The following is an 18,409-nucleotide window of genomic DNA, read 5'->3' as shown; positions in this document are numbered from 1 at the left end:
GGTCGTGCGCGGCGGGGCGGGGGTCGGCAAATCGTCCCTGCTCAGAGCGGCGGAGGAGGCTACGGCGGGCTCGGCCGTGGAGACGCTCTCCTTCACCGGGGTGCAGGCCGAGTTCCCTCTCCCCTTCGCCGCCGCCCACACGATGCTCGGCCTCCTCGGCGGCACCGTGCCGTCGCCGGTGGGCGGCGACGACCGGTTCCAACTCGGCCTGGCCTTGCTCGCGGCGGTGACCGGCCGGTCCGCGCGGCGGCCGTTACTGCTCCTGGTGGACGATGCGCAGTGGGTGGACGCGCCCAGCTGGGAGGCCCTGGCGTTCGTCGGGCGGCGGCTGTCGGCGGCCCCGGTCGGGGTGATCCTGGCGATGCGCGACGGCGCCGAGACCGAGTCGCGGCTCGCCGCCCTGCCGGTGCCCGAACTGCGGGTGGAGCCGCTGCGCGACGATACCTCGGCCATGCTGCTGGACGAGCACGCGCCCGCACTCGCGGCCCCGCTGCGCGCCAGGGTGCTCGGCGAAGCCGCAGGCAACCCGCTCGCCCTCACCGAACTCGCGGTGGCAGCGGCCCGCATCGGCGAGAAGGGCCCGCCGTCGGCCGCACTGCCGCTGACGCCCCGGTTGCGGCGCTCCTTCGGTGCCGCCGTGGCGGAACTGCCTGCGGCGACTCGCACGCTCCTCCTGGTGGCCTCGCTCGACGAGGGCGACCGTCTCGACGAGATCCTCGCGGCGGGCGGCGCCATGGCGCGGACCACGCCGGCGGTCGAGGACCTGGAACCGGCCATCGCCGCCCGGCTGGTCGACGTCGACGACGCGTTCCGGCTGCGGTTCCGCCATCCGCTGGTCCGGTCGGCGATCCGGCAGGGCGCGAGCCTGTCCCGGCGGCGGCGGGCGCACGCCGCCCTCGCCGCGGCCGTCCCCGATCCCGACCAGGCGCTCCACCACCGCGCGGCCGCCACCGTCGGCACGGACGAGCGGGTCTGCGCCGACCTGGACGGCCTGGCCGTCCGGCTGCACCGGCGCGGCGCGTCCGGCGAGGCGGCCCGGGCCTGGGAGCAGGCCGCCCGGCTGACCGGCGACTGCGGGCGGCGCGCGAGCCTGCTGCTGCGGGCACTGGAGGCGACGATGGAGCTCGCCGACCACGACGGGGCGGACCGGCTCCTGCGCGCGATCGTCCCCGACGACCTGCCCGCCGAGGACGGGGTCGTCCGGCAGTGGCTGGAGGAGGTCGAGGCCGGCACCTGGTCGGGCGCCGCGCGGCTGCCCTGCCATCTCGACGCCGCCGAGCGGCTGCGGCGGTCCGGCCGGGACGAGCGGGCGCTGGAGGTCTTCCACCGCGTCGCAGTGCGCGCGTACTTCTCCCATCCCGGCCGGGAGCTGCGCGACGAGGGCGTCGGGCTGCTCGAACGGCTGTCCCTGCCGCCGCTGACACCGAAGCTGGTCGCGGCCCTCGGCCTGGTCGCGCCGGTCGAGCGGGGCGCGGTGGTCGTCGACCGGCTGGACGCCCTGCTGGCCCGGCCCGGCCTTCCCGGCCCGGACCTGGCGGCCCTCGCCGCGGCCGCGACCGGCGTCGGCGCACTCGGACTGGCGGCGCGGCTCGCCGCCCACGCCATCGCCCGGAGCCGCCGCGAGGGCAACCTCGTCACGCTGACCTGGGCGCTCGCCTTTCAGGCTTGGAACGCCGTCCAGCGCGGAGACGCCTCCCTCGGACGCGCCGCCGCGGCCGAGGCCGACGCGCTCTCGACCGAGACCCGCCAGGGCGGCTTGAAGGTGCCCAACATGCTCACCCGCGCACACGCGGAGGCTCTCCGCGGCAACGGCGAGGCCGTGCGGGACCTCACCGAGCGGGGCGAACGCGCCCTGCTCGCGAACGCCGCGCACCCCATGCTCTGCCTGGTCCGGGTCGCGCGCGGCGTCCACGCGCTCGCCAACGGGCGCTACTGCGAGGCCCACGACGAGCTGGACGCCGTCTTCGACCCATCCGCGGTCGGATACCACCCGTACGTGCGCTTCTCCGTGCTCGGCCACCTGGCCGAGGCGGGAGCCCGCAGCGACCGCCACGACCGGGTGGCGGCCCGCGTCCGCGAACTCGAACCGGTCGGCGCCACCGGCGCATCGCCGCTGCTGCGCGTGCTCCTGCACTGCGCGAAGGCGCTGCTGGCGCGGGGCGAGGGCGCGGCGGAGGCGCTGGAGAGCGCGCTGGAGGCCGATCTCGCCGAGTGGCCGTTCGAACGCGCCCGCCTCCAACTCGCCCACGGCACCCTGCTGCGGCGCGGCCGCCCGTCGGCCGCGCGTCCCGTGCTGCGCGCCGCCGCCGAGACGTTCGACGCGCTCGGCGCACGGCCGTGGGCCGTCCGGGCGCACGCCGAGCTGCGCGCCACCGGCGAGAGGCGGCACCGCCGGTCCGGCGGGGTCGACCGGCTCACCCCGCAGGAACTGCAGGTGGCCCGCCTGGTCGCGGAGGGGCTGAGCAACCGCGAGATCGCCGACCGGCTCTTCCTGTCGCCGCGGACGATCAGCACCCATCTCTACCGGATCTACCCGAAGGTCGGCGTGGGCTCACGGACCGGACTCGCCACGGTGATGGCCCGCGACCCGTGAACCAGCTCCCTTTTGAGCCGTCACCCGAATGCGCGATATGTGCTGTCCCAGGTGGACGTGATGTCACATCTGCGGCACTGCGCTGGTCTTCCTTTAAAGCCGGGCCGGCCGACACCCGCCGGATTATGAGGACAGGGAGCCGAGATGGACGCGCTGCCGGGAAAGAACTATTCCGACCCCGATTCATGGCGCATCGAAGGCACCGCCAGCGAGGCCGTCCTGTCGGCGGTCACCGGAAGCGGCACCGAACCGATCTTCCGGTCGGCGGACCTGGAGGGGGCGTTCATCCTGAATCCGTCCGGACTGCTGTCGGGCTTCTCCCTCGGCCTCGACCTGCCCGAGCAGGCGCTTCCGGCCCGGCGGTGGGGGCGGTACCCGTCCAGCCTGTCCTGGGAGGCATCGGGCCTGCGGCCGAGCGAGGCGGAGCCGCACGGCCTGGAGGGACACGGCACGCTCGCCCTCGGGCACCGGGAGACGCGGACGGCGCTGTCGGGAACCTGCACCCGGGTGCCGAACGCGCGCACCGGCGTCCCCTACCTCAAGATCGTCCTGGAGACGGTGTTCGCGTCGGCCGCCCTGTGGTGGCCGCGCGAGGCACGGCGGCGGCTCCGTCCCGTCCAGCTCACCCTGTTCGCCGAGATCCGTCCCGTCCGCATCGGCCCTGACGCAAGGGGGCGGTAGGGCGAGGCCCTCATTCGCTGACGGAGACGGGCGGGGGCTTCTGCTTTCGGCGGTAGGCGCCCGGAGATATGCCGATGACCCGTTTGAACGCCACGCTGAACGCGCTTTCGGAGCCGTATCCGACCTCGCGGGCGACGGTGGCGACCGTGTCGTCACCGCCCCGGAGACGGTCGGCGGCGAGTTCGATCCGCCAATCGGTGAGGTATTCCAACGGGCCCATGCCGACGGTGCTCTTGAAGCGCGCCGCCATTGTCGAACGGGAGACACCGGCCGACCGGGCGAGTTCTTCCACCGTCCACGGATGCGCGGGGCGCAGGTGGAACTGCCGCAGCGCCACCGAGACCACCGGGTCGGCGGTTCCGGCCAGCCAGCCCGACGTGTGCGGGGCGTCCCGCATGAGGTGGACGCGGAGGGCCTGGATCAGCATGACGTGGGCGAGGTGCTCGGCGACGAGCGTCGAGCCGAGGCGCCGGTGCCGCAGTTCGGCGTCGATCCGGCCGATCGCCCACCGGACGCCGGACGCCTCCTCGGCCGCGGCCGGGATGTGGACGACGGGCGGTAGGTCGTCGAGGAGCAGGGTGCGCGCCCGGTCGCCGAACGAGAACGCGCCACCGATCATGAAGACGTCGTCGCCGTCGCCGGCGTGCGCCACCCCGTCGACGGCCGCCAGGAAGATCGGTTCCGCCGGCGCCGGCACCGCCGCGGGATCGCTGAACAGCGTGAACGGCCGCGGCTGAGTCAGCAGGAAGCAGTCGCCCGTTTGCAGGTCGTACGGGTCGGCACGGCCCTCGACCTTGAGGTGGCAGCGCCCCCGCCGGACGGCGTTGAACTTCACTCCGGTCTGAGGGGCGAACTGGATCGCCCAGCTTCCGCCGGCGGCGAGGGACGTGGAGATACGGCTGGTGGCGCCGAGCAGCGCCAGGACGTCCTCCAAGGGATCCACGCACGGCCTCCCTGGACGCTCGCTAAAGGAATCTGGACGTTCGATCGTAGTGAGTCCGGTTCCCGGCCCGTACGTTGAGGATCCGTGGACACGACAACGAACACGACGCGAGGGCGTCTCACCACCTCGTTCGGCCCGCGCGCCACCGGCGCGGAGATCCTCGACGGGGTCGACCTCACCGGTCGGCGCATGATCGTCACCGGTGGGGCGTCCGGGCTCGGCAGCGAGACGGTCCGCGCGCTCGCCCGCGCGGGGGCCGAGGTCACCATCGCGACCCGCGACCCCGCCCAGGCCAAGGCGCTCATCGAGGAACTGGCGGCCGTCACCGGCGCGGGCGCGGTCAGGGCGGCGGCGCTCGACCTGGCCGACCTGACGTCGGTCTCCGCCTTCGCGGACGCGTGGCGGGGGCCGCTGCACGCGCTGGTGGCCAACGCGGGGATCATGGCGCTGCCCGCCCGGCGGCTCACCCCCTACGGCTGGGAAATGCAACTGGCGACCAATTACCTCGGGCATTTCTCCCTTGCCAATGGCCTGCACGGCCATCTCAAGGCCGCGGGCTCGTCCCGCATCGTGCTGGTCGGCTCCGGGGCGAACCTCTTCTCGCCGTTCGTCTTCGACGACCCGCATTTCGAGCGGCGCCCGTACGACCCGTGGTCGGCCTACGGCCAGTCGAAGACCGCGATGGGCCTGCACGCCGTGGGCGTCGCCCAGCGCTGGAGCGACGACGGGATCACCGCGAACGCGCTCAACCCGGGTTTCATCCTGACCAAGCTGCAACGCCATCTCAGCGATGACGAACTGCGCGGCTTCGGCGTGATGGACGAGGCGGGCGACCTCGTCCCGCCGTCCCATTACAAGACCCCCGCCCAAGGAGCGGCGACCTCCGTGCTGCTCGCGGCCTCGCCCCTGCTCGACGGCGTCAGCGGACAGTACTTCGAGGACAACCAGGAGATCCGGCCCGCGCCGGGGGACGAGGAGCCCAAGGAAGGCGTCGCCGCTCACGCGCTCGACCCGGAGGCCGCAGACCGGCTCTGGACCTACGCCGCCGACGCCATCGAGACGGCCCGCTGACCTAGGGAACGGCCCACGGGCGCCGCGCCCGTGGGCGCGCGTCATCTCCGGCGGGAGGTCACCTTGCGCAAATGTTCCGGTCTGGGCTTGACGATGTGGTCGTTGTACTCGGGGTGCTTCGGGAGCCACGCGGCGACATAAGGACAGACGGGAACAATGGCGTATCCGCGGGCGATGACGTCGTCGACCACGGTGCGGACCAGCAGGGAGGCGAGCCCTTGGCCGCTGTAGTCCTCGGAGACGCCCGTGTGGAACAGCACTCGCTGGACGCCGCCGGTGGTGTCGACGTCGACATAGCTCTCCTCACCGATGATCTTGTCCTCCGGGTCGGCGGCGTCGTGGTCGATGAGGACGTAGCGTGATTCATCGGGCCGATGCTGCACCTCGAAGCGCTGGCCGGTCATGGTCGTCCTTCTTCCTGTGATGGCGTGTTCTCGGTCGTGCCGGGGTGGTGCCGCGGATCTCCTGCGAGAAGGTCTGCGCGGCCTGCCACGCCTCGGGCATCACCCTGTCCAGGAACGGTCGCATCTGTCTCCCCTGACTCGTTATCGTCTCGGTTCTTATCGGTGCCCGGGGCGAACCCGGCGGCGACGGGCGTCGGCTCGACGGCCGGCCGCTCGGTGTCTTCGGCCTAGTCGTGCGCGCTGGGTTCGACCGCTTTTCGTTCCCGGTCTTCGTGCCCGTCCGGCGGCTCGGGGTGCTCGGCCAGATCGGCGGTGAAGCGGCGGTTGAGCGCCAGGCGAAGCCTGCCGAGTGCCTGGCGGCTTTCGGGGGCCTGGACTCCGTTCTGCTCGGAACGAGTGAGGACGATGGCCGGGGGCGGGCGCTCGTCGGTGATGGGGGCGGCCTCCTCCGGACGCGGGCGCCGCTCGACCTCGGAGTACCGGCCGTCGGGAGAGCGGACGATGACGCCGGTCTCCACCCCGTGCTCGACCAGCCCGCGGTCGCGCAGTTGCAGGCCGATGCAGATCCGGTAGGTGACGGCGTACGCCAGGACCGGGCCGAGGATGAAGGTGACGCGGAAGAACCAGGTCGTCCAGTAGAGCGGGATGTGGAAGGCGTTCGCGATGACGTCGTTCCCGCCGGCGGCCCACAGCGTGCCGAACCAGACGATCCCGGCGACGCCGAGGCCGGTGCGGGCGGGGACGTCGCGGGGACGGTCCAGCAGGTGGTGGATCTGGCGGTCGCCGGTCACCCAGCGTTCCAGGAACGGGTAGAGGGCCAGCCCGGTGAACAGGGTCCCGGGGACGATCAGGGCGGGGATGAGCACGCCGAACGCGACGGTGTGCCCCATGACGTTCCATTCCCAGCCGGGCATCATCCGCAGTGCGCCCTCCAGCCAGCCCATGTACCAGTCGGGCTGGGACCCGGAGCTGATCGCGCCCGGGTCGTAGGGGCCGTACAGCCAGATCGGGTTGATCTGGAACAACGTGGCGAGAATGGCGCACGTGGCGAAGACCCAGAGGAAATACGCGGTGGTCTTGCCGATGAAGACCGGGAAGAAGGAGTAGCCGTACTGGGTCTTGTTGGTGGCGCCCTTGCCGGGATAGGTCGTGTGCGTCACCCGCCAGGTCATCAGAACCCCGTGCAGCGGGATCAGCGCGGCCAGCAGGCCGGGGATCAGCAGGACGTGGACGACGTACAGCCGGGAGATGATCATGTCGCCCGGGAACTCGCCGCCGAACAGGAACATCTGCACGTAGCTGCCGACCAGGGGGACGCTCAGGATGACGCCCTCCAGGATCCGCAGGCCGGTGCCGGACAGCAGGTCGTCGGGGAGCGAGTAGCCGAACAGCCCGTTCAGCATCACCAGCATGAACAGCACGATCCCGACCAGCCAGTTCAGTTCGCGGGGCTTGCGGAACGAACCGGTGAAGAAATGGCGGAGCATGTGGGCGAGGATCGCCGCCATGAACAGGAGCGTCGCCCAGTGATGGATCTGGCGGACGAGCAGCCCGCCCCGCACGTCGAACGAGATGCGCAGGGCCGACTCGTACGCCCGGCTCATCTCGACGCCCCGCAGCTTGGTGTACGACCCGTCGTAGACGACCTCCTCCATGCTCGGCACGAAGAACAGGGTGAGGTACACCCCGGTCAGGAGGATGATGACGAACGCGTACAGCGCGATCTCACCGAGCAGAAAGCTCCAGTGGTCGGGGAACACCTTGCGCATCGACTTCCGGGCCCATGCCGCTCCCCCGAACCGCTCGTCGATCGCGTTGGCCGCGCCCGCGAGCGCTCCCGGTGCGCCGCGGCCCTTCTGATCGGCTACCACGGGAACCTCCCGGCTGCGGCACGCGCCCGCGCGGCGGCACCGTTCCCGGAGGCATGCCGGTAAGGCGTGTCCGTCACGGGCAGCGCGGCAAGACCGGCCTCACGACTTCGGAGAGTGATGGCATGCATAAGGTCTTGGTCCTTATCAGGGGTCATGGGTTCTCATCAGGGATGACCAAGTAGGTCCCTCGAGTTGTGACAGCCGCGTCTGTCCACGGAGGAAAAAGGCCCTCCGCCGGGCGTCGGGGCGAACTCCCCGCCGACCTCGGGATCCAGGCGAGCACGCCGGATTAAGTCATCCGACGCACGCTGTCGCGCCGGTCCCGGCCGTACGGTCGACCTCACTGAGAGGGGGGCCGCTGGTCAGGGCCGCGGGGGGAAGCCATGTCCCATGCCTGCGCTGGTTGACGGCACGTCCACGAAGCGGTGCCGTCCCGTCAGCCGGGCGCCCGTACCGCGTCGGGGCGCGGACGGCAGCCGGAGCAGCGCACGCCTCCGCGTGCCCGGGAACGGCCGGTTCGGTGCTCTTGACATCCATGCCGGATGGCACGGCGGAAAGGGAGAGAACCGCTTATGACCAGGCACGCTCGGGGACCGGCCGCGCGAGGGCGCGCCTCCGGCGCCCGCGCAGGAACCGCGCAGCCGGCAACGGGCCCGGAACTCCGCACGACGGACGCCACAGCCGAAGACGCCACTTCGGTCTTCACCCGGGCGCGCCCGCTCCTTTTCGGCATCGCCTACCGGATGCTCGGCAGCGCCACCGAGGCCGAGGACGTCCTCCAGGAGACCTGGCTGCGCTGGTGGGAGGCCGACCACCCGGCCATCGCCAACCCGCCCGCCTTCCTCGCTCTCATCACGACGCGGCTGGCGATCAACACGTCCAAGTCCGCCCGGTCGCGACGCGAGATCTCCATCGGGCGCAGGCCCCCCGAGTTCGCCGACGGCGGCACCGACCTCGCCGCCGGCGCCGAACTCGGCGAGGCGCTCGAACTCGCGCTCCTCGTGCTGCTGCAGAGACTCACCCCGACCGAACGCGCCGTCTACATCCTGCGCGAGGCGTTCGACTACCCCCACTCGGAGATCGCGGAGATCGTCCGGATCAGCCCGGACAATGCCCGCCAGCTCTTCCGCCGCGCCCGCAAGCGCCTGACCACGGCGCACCGCCAACCGATCGACAGGGCCGAGCACCGCCGCCTCGTACGCGTCTTCCGTGACGCCTCGCGAAGCGGGAACATCGCCGCCCTCGAAGACCTCTTCGCGTCCGCCTCCGCCGGTTCCCGCCCTGGCGGCGGCATCGGAGAAACGGCACCCCTGCCCGCCGACCGCAGGCGCGCGGCGTGATTCGCCGCCGTAGCAGTACCACAGACCGGCAAAAAGGAAGGACTCCCCCAAAGATCGTGGTCACCGCGCCGGCGGCGGTGTAGACCGCCGAGGCGGGGGTACCCGGCATCACCATCCAGCTAAGGAGTTGTTCATGACCACCCAGGCGAAGAAATTCGGCTTCGGCATGCCGTGGGAAGCCCTTTACGGCTACAGCCAGGCAATTCAAGTCGGCGACACCGTCCGCGTCTCCGGGCAGCTGTCCCACGACCAGGACGGCAATTTCGTGGGCGCGGGCGATTTCGAACTCCAGGTCAAGACCACACTGGCCAACCTGGACCTGGTGCTGAAGCACTTCGGGGCCGAGCGCGGCCAGATCGTCGAAACGACGGTGCTGGTCAGGAATCTGCGGGAGAACTTCGACGCCACCGCACGCCTCCACTCCGGGTACTTCGGGGAGCACCGCCCCACCAGCACCGTCCTGGGCGTCTCCGACCTCGCCCTCCCGGACCAGTTGGTCGAGATCGGCGCGATCGTGCGCCTCGACGTAGAACCGTAGGCGCGGAGCCGATCCGGGCCTACGGACGCCCCGAGGTCATCGAGACCGAACGCGCGACGGCCACCGCCGTGATCATGCGGGTTCGCGGGAACCCGACCGGTCGGCGGTGGCCGTGCCGCATGGAGTACCGGCCCGTCACTTCGGCGACGGCCGCCGGCGCTCATGGGGGATGGTGGGCAGTTCGGGGGCGGCGGTGTCCAACGGCACGATCGGAGACCGCACCAGGCCGAGCTGGACGGTCTGGCGGTGCAGAAGCCCGTTCTGGAGCCAGTCCATGACGATCCGCGAGCGGTTACTGGGCAGTGACAGCAGGTGGTACCCGCGGGTGACCACCTTGGCGGGCAGCCCCGACAGCGGCACCCCCAGCGGGTTCGCGGTCGCCTGCATCCCGCCCAGATCGACCACGAACCCCAGGTCGCGGTGCCGATAGGGGCGCATCTCACCGGTGCCGTAGGACGCCGCGACGTTGCGCGCCGCCCGCGAGCCCTGCCGGACGGCGTGCTGCGCGGTCATCGCGGTCACCTCGCCCGGGCGGTGCAGATCCGGTACCGCGGCCGCGTCACCGCAGGCATAGATCTCCGGACGGTTCGGCACGTGGAGATACTCGTTCACCACCAGCCGTCCCTTCATGGTCTCCAGGCCGAGGCCCTTCACCACGGGGTCGGGCCGAACCCCCACGCACCAGACGAGCGACCTGCTCGGCACGAAAACGCCGTCGGTGAGCCACGCGCCGTCCAGGGTCGCCTCCCTGACCGACATGCCCATCCGAACTTCGACACCGCGCTCGCGCAGCACACGGTCGGCCGTACGCGACAGCCGCTCGTCCAGCTCGGGCAGCACACGGTCGGCCACGTCCAGCAGGAGCCAGCGCGGGGTGACGTCCCGCAGCCGCGGATGGCTCCGCAGGAGGGACCGGGTGAACAGCGCGCCGTGCGCGGCCACCTCGACCCCGGTGTAGCCGGCTCCGACGACGATGAACGTGCAGCGCGCCTCGCGTTCGGCCGGGTCGTCGGTCGCGTCGGCCAGCTCGATCTGCCGGACGACGTGGTCTCGCAGGTAGAGCGCCTCGGGGATGCTCCGGAAACCGTGCGCGTGCTCGGCCACGCCGGGGATCGGCAGCAGCTTGTTCACGCTGCCCACGGCCAGTACAAGCCGGTCATAGCCGACCTCACCGAGCCCGTCCTCCGGATCGGTGTAGTGCACCTTCCCGGCATCGACGTCGATCCGCTCCGCCTGCCCCAGAACCATCCGCACTCCGGGCAGCGCCGCAGGCAGGGACACCGCCACCCGGCGCGGGTCGATCAGTCCCGTCGCCACCTCCGGCAGCAACGGCACGTACAGGAAGTAATCGGTCGGGTTGACCAAGGTGATCTCCGCCCGTCCCCGGGCAAGCCGCGACAGCGTGCGGGCAGCGGAGAAACCCGCGAACCCGGCCCCGACGATGACGATCCTCGCGCGCCTCGTCCCTTTCTCCCCTGATTTCCGGCTCGACCCCGTCGGCTCCGCAACGGCACTGTCCATATCCCCGCGTCCTTTCATCTCTGTGGTCCGCAGGCTGCGGGAGCGAGTCCCACGCATCCTTCTGACCGGGGAAGACGCGAACACGAGCCCGGCATGGCCCGGCCGGGCCCGGCCCGGTGCGTTCCGCGGTCGGCGTCCGGTCGCCCTGTATGACACGGCGGATCCTCGGGTTTGTGACAGCCGGCCGCCTTTGCCTGCAACGCACGGCACGCCACTGCTGCTGGACGGCGCCATCGAACTGCCGCGCCGGGCGTCAAGGGCAGATCGCCACCGGCACGGACTCGCCGTACCAGCCGTTATCTCCGCCGCCACCAGCGGGCTCGACGGTCCTTCCCTTGGAGAACCTTCAGGGCATCCTTGGGCGGCACCCCGCGCGCCAGCATGACGACGTAGTCCCCCAGATCCGTGAGAGACAAGCCGAAGTCAACCGGGTCCAGGACTCGCACCTCGGCAAACGCCGCACTTATCTCCAAGTGGGGGCCGCCCCCGGCGGGAAACTCGACGTCCACGCCGCATGGGTGCTCGTAGAGTGGAAACTCAAAGGTCGCCGAAAGGCCCTCGGCCGAAAGCCGCTGCCTGAGGTACTCGACCACTTCTTCGGCACGGACTACATTGTCGGTCACGGGTTCTCATTCTGCCCCACGATTTGGAGTCGGCCGACCTGAAGGGCACATGAGCCGCCGCGAACGCTCTACGGGCTTACGATGACAACGCGAGGGCACCCCCGTGCCGCCGGAGGCATCGCATGAGCTGCTTTGGTTGCGTCCTGGCCCTTCTCTCGACCTTCAGCGGGTTCTGCATAGGCTTCATTCTCGGTGCCCTCATCGCCGACGCCATGGGCCTCGAAGGCGTCGGTTTCTACGCTCTTGCCATCCTCTGTGCCATCGCAGGCGCCATTGCGGGTGCCGTTGAAGGCCGGCGCGATCCCGTTGATTAGTGCCGGGTTTTCGGTGCCGGTCGGGGTTGGGCGGCTACTTCGGTGCCAGGCGGGGGAACAGCGGGTGGGCGTTGGTGCGGGCTATGGCGTCGTCGGTGGCGATGAAGTCGGTGAAGTAGGAGACGGCCAGGTCGGGGGCGAAGGGCCAGTCGCTGCCGTAGAGGACGTGTCCGGGCTTCGCGAAGGCGTGCAGGGACGGTAGTGCCGAGGGCGCGCGCCGCCTCCCCGGTGGCGGCGGGCACGTCGGGCAGCGGTAGCGACTCCCAGAGGCCGAAGCGTTCGGGGTGGTCGGCCACCAGCGCGGCGCCGAAGTCGCACGTCGATCCGGGCGGGTTGCGGCCGGGGCGGTCCGGGTCGGGTGTGGTTCGTCCGCGTGTGGGGGCGGCACCGGTAACGTCGCGGCCATGCCAGCCCGCACCCGCGGTGCCCGGCGCGTTCAGCGCGTCTCGCCGCTCCGCGACCCCAAGCCGCCCCGGCTTCCGGAAAGCCTCTCCCCGGCCTCCCCTGCCGACCTGGAGTTGACCCACGACGGGAAGTACCTGTCGCTGGCCTACGGCCCCGGCCGGGTGACCGGCGCCGACACCGAGAACGTCGAGGTCGAGCGGTGCTGTTTCGCGGGCGGCACGCTGGCGGGTTCGCTCGTCCGGGCCGAGATCACCGACGCCGAGCTGACCGGCTGCGACCTGGCCAACCTGAAACTCCGGGACTCCCACGTCTCCACCACGGCCGTCCTGGACTGCCGGATGACCGGGATGCGGCTGGACGACGGCGCGCTGCGCGAGGTGCTGTTCACCGGCTGCCGCGCCGACCTGACCTCGTTCCGGTTCGCCCAGTTGCGCGAGGTGGTGTTCCGTGACTGCAACCTGTCGGAGGCGAACTTCCAGAACGCCGAGCTGACGCGGGTCCAGTTCGAACGCTGCACCCTCACCGCGGCGCAGTTCTCCGGGGCTCGGCTGACCCAGGTCCGCTTCTCCGGCTGCGACCTGTCCGGGATCGGGGGGATCGGTTCACTGAAGGGCGCGATCATGTCCCGGGCGGACGCCGCCGCCGCGCTCGACCAGTTCGCCGCCGCGCTGGGCATCACGATCGACTGACACGGCAGCGCGAGGTGGCGGATAAAGGAGTGGACGGTGCGTTGTCCGGGCCTATAGCTTGCGGGTGGCCGTGACACCGCCCGAGGAGGTGAGACCCATGAACGCTGTATCGATGTGGGTGCTCCCCTCGTCGTCATGGTCGGGCGATTGACGTAGGGGTCGCCGGGAGCGCCTCGCCAGTCAGGCACTCCCGAAAGGCAACACCCCATGCGCTCTTCGCAATTCACCGCCGGGCCGTCGTCGGACGACATGGCCGACCGCGCGCCCCTCACGTACGACGTCGTCATCGCCGGATGCGGGCCGACCGGTGCGATGCTGGCCGCCGAACTGCGGCTGCACGATGTGCGGGTCCTCGTTCTGGAGAAAGAGACCGAGCCGGCTTCGTTCATCCGTGTCGTGAGCCTGCACATCCGCAGTCTCGAAGTGATGGCGATGCGCGGACTGTTGGAGCGCGTTCTGGAACACGGAAGGCGGCGTCCGGCCGGGGCCTATTTCGCCGCCATCACCAAACCCGCGCCCAAGGATCTGGATTCCGCGTACGCCTATCTGCTGGGCATCCCGCAGCCGGTCATCGATCGGCTGCTCGAAGAACGCGCGGTCGAGCTGGGGGCGCAGGTCCGGCACGGGTGCGCGGTGGCCGGTTTCGGGCAGGACGACGAGGGCGTGACCGTCGAACTGGAGGACGGGGAACGGCTGCGGTCGCGTTACCTCGTGGGCTGCGACGGCGCGCGCAGCACGGTGCGCAAAGTGCTCGGCGTCGGCTTCCCCGGCGAGCCCTCGCGGAACGAGACGCTGATGGGCGAGATGGAAGTCGGTGCGCCGCGGGAGGAGATCGCCGCCAAGGTGGCCGAAATCCGCGAGACCCATCCGTCCTTCAGCCTCGGCCCGTTCGGAGAACGGGCCTATCGCGTCGTCGTCCCCGCCGCGGGAGTCAGCGATCGCGCGGAGCCGCCCACGCTCGAAGACTTCAAGCGGGAATTGCGCGCCATCGCCGGAACCGACTTCGGCGTGCATTCCGCGCGCTGGCTCTCGCGCTTCGGCGACGCCACCCGGCTGGCCGAGCACTACCGGGTCGGGCGGGTGCTGCTGGCCGGCGACGCGGCGCACATCCACCCGCCCGCCGGCGGTCAGGGCCTCAACCTCGGCGTGCAGGACGCGTTCAACCTCGGCTGGAAACTGGCCGCGCAGATCCGCGGCTGGGCGCCGGAGACGCTGCTGGACACCTACCACGCCGAACGTCGTCCGGTCGCCGAGGACGTGCTGGACAACACCCGCGCGCAGACGGAGCTGACGTCCGCCGAACCGGGCCCGCGGGCCGTGCGCAGGCTGCTCACCGAGCTGATGGACTTCGACGAGGTGAACCGCCACCTCACCGAGAAGATCAGCGCGATCGGCGTCCGCTACGACTTCGGCGACGGCCCCGACCTGCTCGGCCGCCGCATGCCCGACATCGGCGTGGCCCAGGGCAACCTCTACAGCCTGCTGCATCGCGGGCGCGGCCTGCTCCTGGACCGCACCGGGCACCTGACCGCCGGCGGCTGGTCGGACCGGGTCGACCGCCTCGCGGATCCCGCCGCGGAGCTGGACGCTCCGTGCGTCCTGCTGCGCCCGGACGGCCACGTCGCCTGGATCGGCGACGGCCGGCGGGACCTGGACGACCACCTCGCCCGCTGGTTCGGCGAGCCCGCCGGCTGATCCCGCGAGGCGGTGCCCCGGTCACCGTTCCGGGCTAGGAGTCGTCTGCTTCGAGCTTGGCGATGTCGGACGCGTAGGCGACCATCCAGTGCGGGCGGAGCTGGTAGTAGACGACCTCGTCCCAGTCGAAGAGGTCGGCGCCGTAGAACTCCTTGAGGTGGGCGAGCAGTTCGGGCCAGTCCGCGTGCGGCTCGCCGTCCCGCGGGTTGAGGACCTCGACCGTGCCGTGCGTGAACACCCCCAGGTCCTCGCCTCGGATGTGGGCGGCGCTGACGGCGGGGCGGGCGGCGAGGTGGCGGGCCTTGGCGGCGTCGCGCGCGGTGCCGAAGTGCCACTTCCCGTGCAGGAAGTGCCCGTCCACGCCGCTGATGCGCGGCTCGCCCTTCGCCGTCACGGTCGACAGGGCCAGGACGCACATCCCGGTGAGGACCTTCGTGAGCTGCCCCGCCGTCACCGCGCGCTCCCCATTGACGATCGAGCGGAGATGCGAGGTGGAGCGGGACAGGGAGGCGTCCAGGAGGGCCTGCAGTTCCTTGAGGTCTGCGGGCGTTTCGTACATCGAGGTCCTTCTCTCTGGGTGTGCTCGTTCGCGGGCCCGGTCCGCTTCTGCGCTAGATGGCGGCCGGTGAAACCCATCCTGGCGGCAAAACCTGACATCCCTTGGCAGGTTTCTTCGCGTCTCCGGACGCGGGTGCCGCCGGGAGTGCCGAGGTGGATCCTCCATAAGGCAGTTCGATGGATCTGCGTATGACCACGGGGCGGGTCTGGTTCGCACACTGCGGGCGCACGCCTTTCCGAGCCTCCGGGAGTTGGGCCCCGGAGTCCCCCTGCGAAATCCGTCCGGCAGCGGTGCCGGACGGCCACCCCCCGGAGGGAAACCCCCGTGAGAAACAGACGCAGAGCCGCGCGATGCCTCGTGGCGTCGCTGGCGGTCGTCCTCGGGACGACGTTCCTGGCCGCGCCGGCGGTCGCCGCGCCGAAGCCGCCTCCCGTCACCGGCGGCGACGTGGTGCGGCAGCCGCAGAAGTCGCCGCTGCCCGTGAAGGACCGGCCGCCGCTGGCGGCGGAGAAGGACGCGCTCAAGAACCCCGACGCGAAGCACACGGAGCACCGGCGGCCGTCCAGCACGGCGAAGAAGGGGCTCAAGGCCGCCGCCTGCAGCCCCAGCGAGTTCACGAGCCGTTCCGGGAGCGCGCTCGTCCAGCAGGTCAAGGCGTCCACGACCGACTGCATCAACTCGCTGTTCAGCCTGACCGGCGGGGACGCCTACTACGCGTTCCGCGAGTCGCAGATGACGACGATCGCGTACGCGCTGCGCGACAACGGCGTCTACTATCCGGGCGACAACAGCACCGGTACCGCGCAGCTCGTCCTGTACCTGCGCGCCGGATACTACGTGCAGTGGTACAACCCCTCCACCGTGGGGAGCTACGGCCAGTCGCTGAAGACCGCGATCCAGGCCGGACTGGACGCCTATTTCGGCAACGCGAAGTCGTCGACGGTCAGCGACGCGAACGGCGAGGTGCTCGCCGAGGCGGTCACGCTCATCGACAGCGCGCAGGAGAACGCCCGCTACATCTACGTCGTGAAGCGGCTCCTGAACGGATACAACAGTTCCTACGACGCGTCGTGGTGGATGCTCAACGCCGTCAACAACGTGTACACGGTGCTGTTCCGCGGCCACCAGGTTCCGGAGTTCGTCACAGCGGTCCAGTCGGACCCGAGCCTCCTCGACACGTTGAACTCCTTCGCGGCGAACCACCTCGGCCTGCTCGGCACCGACCGCAGCTACCTGGCGTCCAACGCGGGACGGGAGATGGCCCGGTTCCTCCAGCATTCCGCGCTGCAGGGCAAGGTCAGGCCCCTGGCCAGGGGGCTGCTCGGCCAGAGCGCGATGACCGGGAAGACCGCTCCCCTGTGGGTCGGCATCGCCGAGATGACCGACTTCTACGACAAGGCGAACTGCTCGTACTACGACACCTGCAACCTGCAGCAGCGGCTCGCCCAGAACGTCCTGACCATCACGCACTCGTGCAGTTCCAGCATCAAGATCCGGGCGCAGGACATGACCGCGTCCCAGCTGTCGGACACCTGCGCGAGCCTGCTGAACCAGGACGCCTACTTCCACGGCCTCGTCAAGGACGGCAACAAGCCCGTCGCGAACGACGGCAACACCACGATCGAGGTCTGCGTCTTCGACTCCAGCACCGACTACCAGACGTACGCGGGCGCGATGTTCGGCATCGACACCAACAACGGCGGGATGTACCTGGAAGGGGACCCGGCCGCCGCCGGGAACCAGCCGCGGTTCATCGCCTACGAGGCCGAATGGGTGCGCCCGAAGTTCGAGATCTGGAACCTCAACCACGAGTACACGCACTACCTGGACGGCCGCTTCGACATGTACGGCGACTTCAACGCGAACGTCGCCACGCCCACGATCTGGTGGATCGAGGGGTTCGCCGAGTACGTCTCCTACTCCTACCGGAAGGTGACGAACGACTCGGCCATCGCCGAGGCCGCCAAGGGCACCTACGCGCTGAGCACGCTCTGGAACACCACCTACAGCCATGACACGACCCGCATCTACTACTGGGGCTACCTGGCGGTGCGGTACATGTTCGAGAAGCATCCCGGCGACATCTCCACCGTGCTCGGCTACTACCGGACGGGCGACTGGAACGCCGCACGCACGTTCCTGACCAGCACGATCGGCAGCCGCTACGACGGCGACTGGCGGACGTGGCTCGCCGCGTGCGCGGCCGGCGCGTGCGCCGGCGGGGGCGGCGGCAACCAGGCGCCGTCCGCGCGGTTCTCCTACTCCGCGAACGGGCTCGCGGTCGCCTTCACCGACCAGTCCACCGACGCCGACGGGACGATCGCGTCCCGGCGCTGGGACTTCGGCGACGGCGCCACGTCCACGGCGGCCAGCCCGTCCCACACCTTCGGGGCCGACGGCACCTACACCGTGTCCCTGACGGTGACCGACGACGCCGGGGCCACCGGCACCGCGTCCCAGCGGATCTCCGTGTCGGCCGGGGGCGGCGGGACGACCCCCGAGTGCACCGGGTCCGACACCCGGCAGCTCGACCGGAACTGCCAGCGCGGCAACCTGTCGGCGGCCAAGGGCGGCACCGCCTACCTCTACCTCTACGTTCCGTCCGGCACCCGGTCGATCACCATCACCTCCTCCGGCGGGACGGGTGACGGCGACCTCTACTACAGCTCCGGCAGTTGGGCGACTCCGTCGTCCTACAACCAGCGCTCCACCAACACCGGGAACGGCGAGACGCTCACCATCGCCAACCCGCCGGCCGGTTACAACTACGTCAGCCTGTATGGGAAGGAGGCGTTCAGCGGCGCGGCCGTGAAGGTCGAGTACTGACCCGCGGCATCGAAAGGCCGGGGCCGGACCGCGAAGGTCCGGCCCCGGCTTCGTGCCGCGCCCCGGTCAGGCGAGGGGGCCCCGCTCGGGGAAGTGGCAGGCCACCGCGCGCCCGGCGGTCCCGTCCAGCGGGGCGAGCGGCGGGCGCTCGACCCGGCAGCGGTCCTGCGCCTTGAAGCACCGGGGGTGGAAGGCGCAGCCGGGCGGAGGGGCGGACGGGCTCGGCGGGTCGCCGCGCAGCACGATGCGCTCCCGCGTCCGCTCCGCCACCGGGTCGGGCAGCGGGATCGCCGACAGCAGCGCCCGGGTGTAGGGGTGCGCCGGGGCGCCGTAGCG

16 protein-coding genes are annotated in these 18,409 nt (G+C 70.9%); 9 read left to right on the top strand and 7 right to left on the bottom strand.

The annotated features are described in order from the left end of the window. Both ETD96_RS47630 and ETD96_RS21850 read left to right on the top strand, forming a co-directional pair. Positions 1 to 2,593, top strand: a 2,593-nt coding sequence (locus tag ETD96_RS47630; RefSeq protein WP_205719387.1) for a helix-turn-helix transcriptional regulator, incomplete at its 5' end; no start/stop codon positions are given. Between the two features lie 144 nt (positions 2,594 to 2,737). Then, on the top strand, positions 2,738 to 3,274 hold the full coding sequence (locus ETD96_RS21850) for a hypothetical protein (protein ID WP_138638330.1): 537 nt from the start codon (positions 2,738 to 2,740) through the stop codon (positions 3,272 to 3,274). Between the two features lie 10 nt (positions 3,275 to 3,284). Here ETD96_RS21850 and ETD96_RS21845 read toward each other — a convergent pair whose 3' ends face one another. Continuing rightward, complete coding sequence (locus tag ETD96_RS21845) at positions 3,285 to 4,217, bottom strand: AraC family transcriptional regulator (protein WP_138638329.1); 933 nt, start codon at positions 4,215 to 4,217, stop codon at positions 3,285 to 3,287. An 84-nt stretch (positions 4,218 to 4,301) separates the two neighbouring features. Between ETD96_RS21845 and ETD96_RS21840 the strand changes: the two genes are divergently transcribed. Next, complete coding sequence (locus ETD96_RS21840; RefSeq protein ID WP_240807985.1) at positions 4,302 to 5,288, top strand: SDR family NAD(P)-dependent oxidoreductase; 987 nt, start codon at positions 4,302 to 4,304, stop codon at positions 5,286 to 5,288. A 41-nt stretch (positions 5,289 to 5,329) separates the two neighbouring features. On the opposite strand, the gene ETD96_RS21835 is transcribed toward ETD96_RS21840, so the two are convergent. Then, entirely contained in the window at positions 5,330 to 5,692 is a 363-nt protein-coding gene (locus tag ETD96_RS21835) for a GNAT family N-acetyltransferase (protein ID WP_138638328.1), read from the bottom strand. Positions 5,693 to 5,919: 227 nt separating this feature from the next. Further along, positions 5,920 to 7,563 carry a cytochrome bc1 complex cytochrome b subunit gene (gene qcrB, locus ETD96_RS21830; RefSeq protein WP_240807983.1) on the bottom strand — a complete coding sequence of 548 codons (1,644 nt, stop codon included), beginning with the start codon at positions 7,561 to 7,563 and terminating at the stop codon, positions 5,920 to 5,922. A 542-nt stretch (positions 7,564 to 8,105) separates the two neighbouring features. Here qcrB and ETD96_RS21825 point away from each other — a divergent pair. After that, positions 8,106 to 8,903: a sigma-70 family RNA polymerase sigma factor gene (locus tag ETD96_RS21825; protein WP_138638327.1), complete on the top strand. Its 798-nt coding sequence runs from the start codon at positions 8,106 to 8,108 to the stop codon at positions 8,901 to 8,903. A 133-nt stretch (positions 8,904 to 9,036) separates the two neighbouring features. Beyond that, positions 9,037 to 9,441, top strand: coding sequence for a RidA family protein (locus ETD96_RS21820; RefSeq protein ID WP_138638326.1), 405 nt, complete (start codon positions 9,037 to 9,039; stop codon positions 9,439 to 9,441). Between the two features lie 135 nt (positions 9,442 to 9,576). Here the strand turns inward: ETD96_RS21820 and ETD96_RS21815 are convergent, their stop codons facing one another. Next, the gene (locus ETD96_RS21815) at positions 9,577 to 10,962 is read right to left on the bottom strand and encodes an NAD(P)/FAD-dependent oxidoreductase (protein ID WP_138638325.1); all 1,386 of its coding nucleotides are present in this window, start codon (positions 10,960 to 10,962) and stop codon (positions 9,577 to 9,579) included. A 296-nt stretch (positions 10,963 to 11,258) separates the two neighbouring features. Beyond that, positions 11,259 to 11,585, bottom strand: a complete 327-nt coding sequence (locus ETD96_RS21810; protein ID WP_138638324.1) for a hypothetical protein — start codon at positions 11,583 to 11,585, stop codon at positions 11,259 to 11,261. A 122-nt stretch (positions 11,586 to 11,707) separates the two neighbouring features. Between ETD96_RS21810 and ETD96_RS21805 the strand changes: the two genes are divergently transcribed. The 3 genes from ETD96_RS21805 (at position 11,708) to rox (ending at position 14,688) form a co-directional block, all read left to right on the top strand. Next, positions 11,708 to 11,899, top strand: a complete 192-nt coding sequence (locus ETD96_RS21805; RefSeq protein ID WP_138638323.1) for a hypothetical protein — start codon at positions 11,708 to 11,710, stop codon at positions 11,897 to 11,899. A 404-nt stretch (positions 11,900 to 12,303) separates the two neighbouring features. Continuing rightward, a complete protein-coding gene (locus ETD96_RS21795) occupies positions 12,304 to 12,993 on the top strand; it encodes a pentapeptide repeat-containing protein (protein ID WP_138638322.1) in 690 nt (229 codons plus the stop codon). A gap of 249 nt (positions 12,994 to 13,242) precedes the next feature. Next, positions 13,243 to 14,688: a rifampin monooxygenase gene (rox, locus tag ETD96_RS21790; RefSeq protein ID WP_274704633.1), complete on the top strand. Its 1,446-nt coding sequence runs from the start codon at positions 13,243 to 13,245 to the stop codon at positions 14,686 to 14,688. Between the two features lie 34 nt (positions 14,689 to 14,722). On the opposite strand, the gene ETD96_RS21785 is transcribed toward rox, so the two are convergent. Then, the gene (locus tag ETD96_RS21785) at positions 14,723 to 15,247 is read right to left on the bottom strand and encodes a pyridoxamine 5'-phosphate oxidase family protein (protein WP_138638320.1); all 525 of its coding nucleotides are present in this window, start codon (positions 15,245 to 15,247) and stop codon (positions 14,723 to 14,725) included. Positions 15,248 to 15,571: 324 nt separating this feature from the next. Between ETD96_RS21785 and ETD96_RS21780 the strand changes: the two genes are divergently transcribed. Continuing rightward, on the top strand, positions 15,572 to 18,073 hold the full coding sequence (locus tag ETD96_RS21780) for a collagenase (RefSeq protein ID WP_138638319.1): 2,502 nt from the start codon (positions 15,572 to 15,574) through the stop codon (positions 18,071 to 18,073). A gap of 66 nt (positions 18,074 to 18,139) precedes the next feature. On the opposite strand, the gene ETD96_RS21775 is transcribed toward ETD96_RS21780, so the two are convergent. Next, positions 18,140 to 18,409, bottom strand: a 270-nt coding sequence (locus ETD96_RS21775) for an oligopeptide/dipeptide ABC transporter ATP-binding protein (RefSeq protein WP_338072584.1), incomplete at its 5' end; no start/stop codon positions are given.

The organism is Actinomadura geliboluensis (genome assembly GCF_005889745.1).
Taxonomy (GTDB): domain Bacteria; phylum Actinomycetota; class Actinomycetes; order Streptosporangiales; family Streptosporangiaceae; genus Spirillospora; species Spirillospora geliboluensis.
Note: the sequence above shows the minus strand (reverse complement) of the source record. Positions and strands in the feature narration are given on the sequence as shown.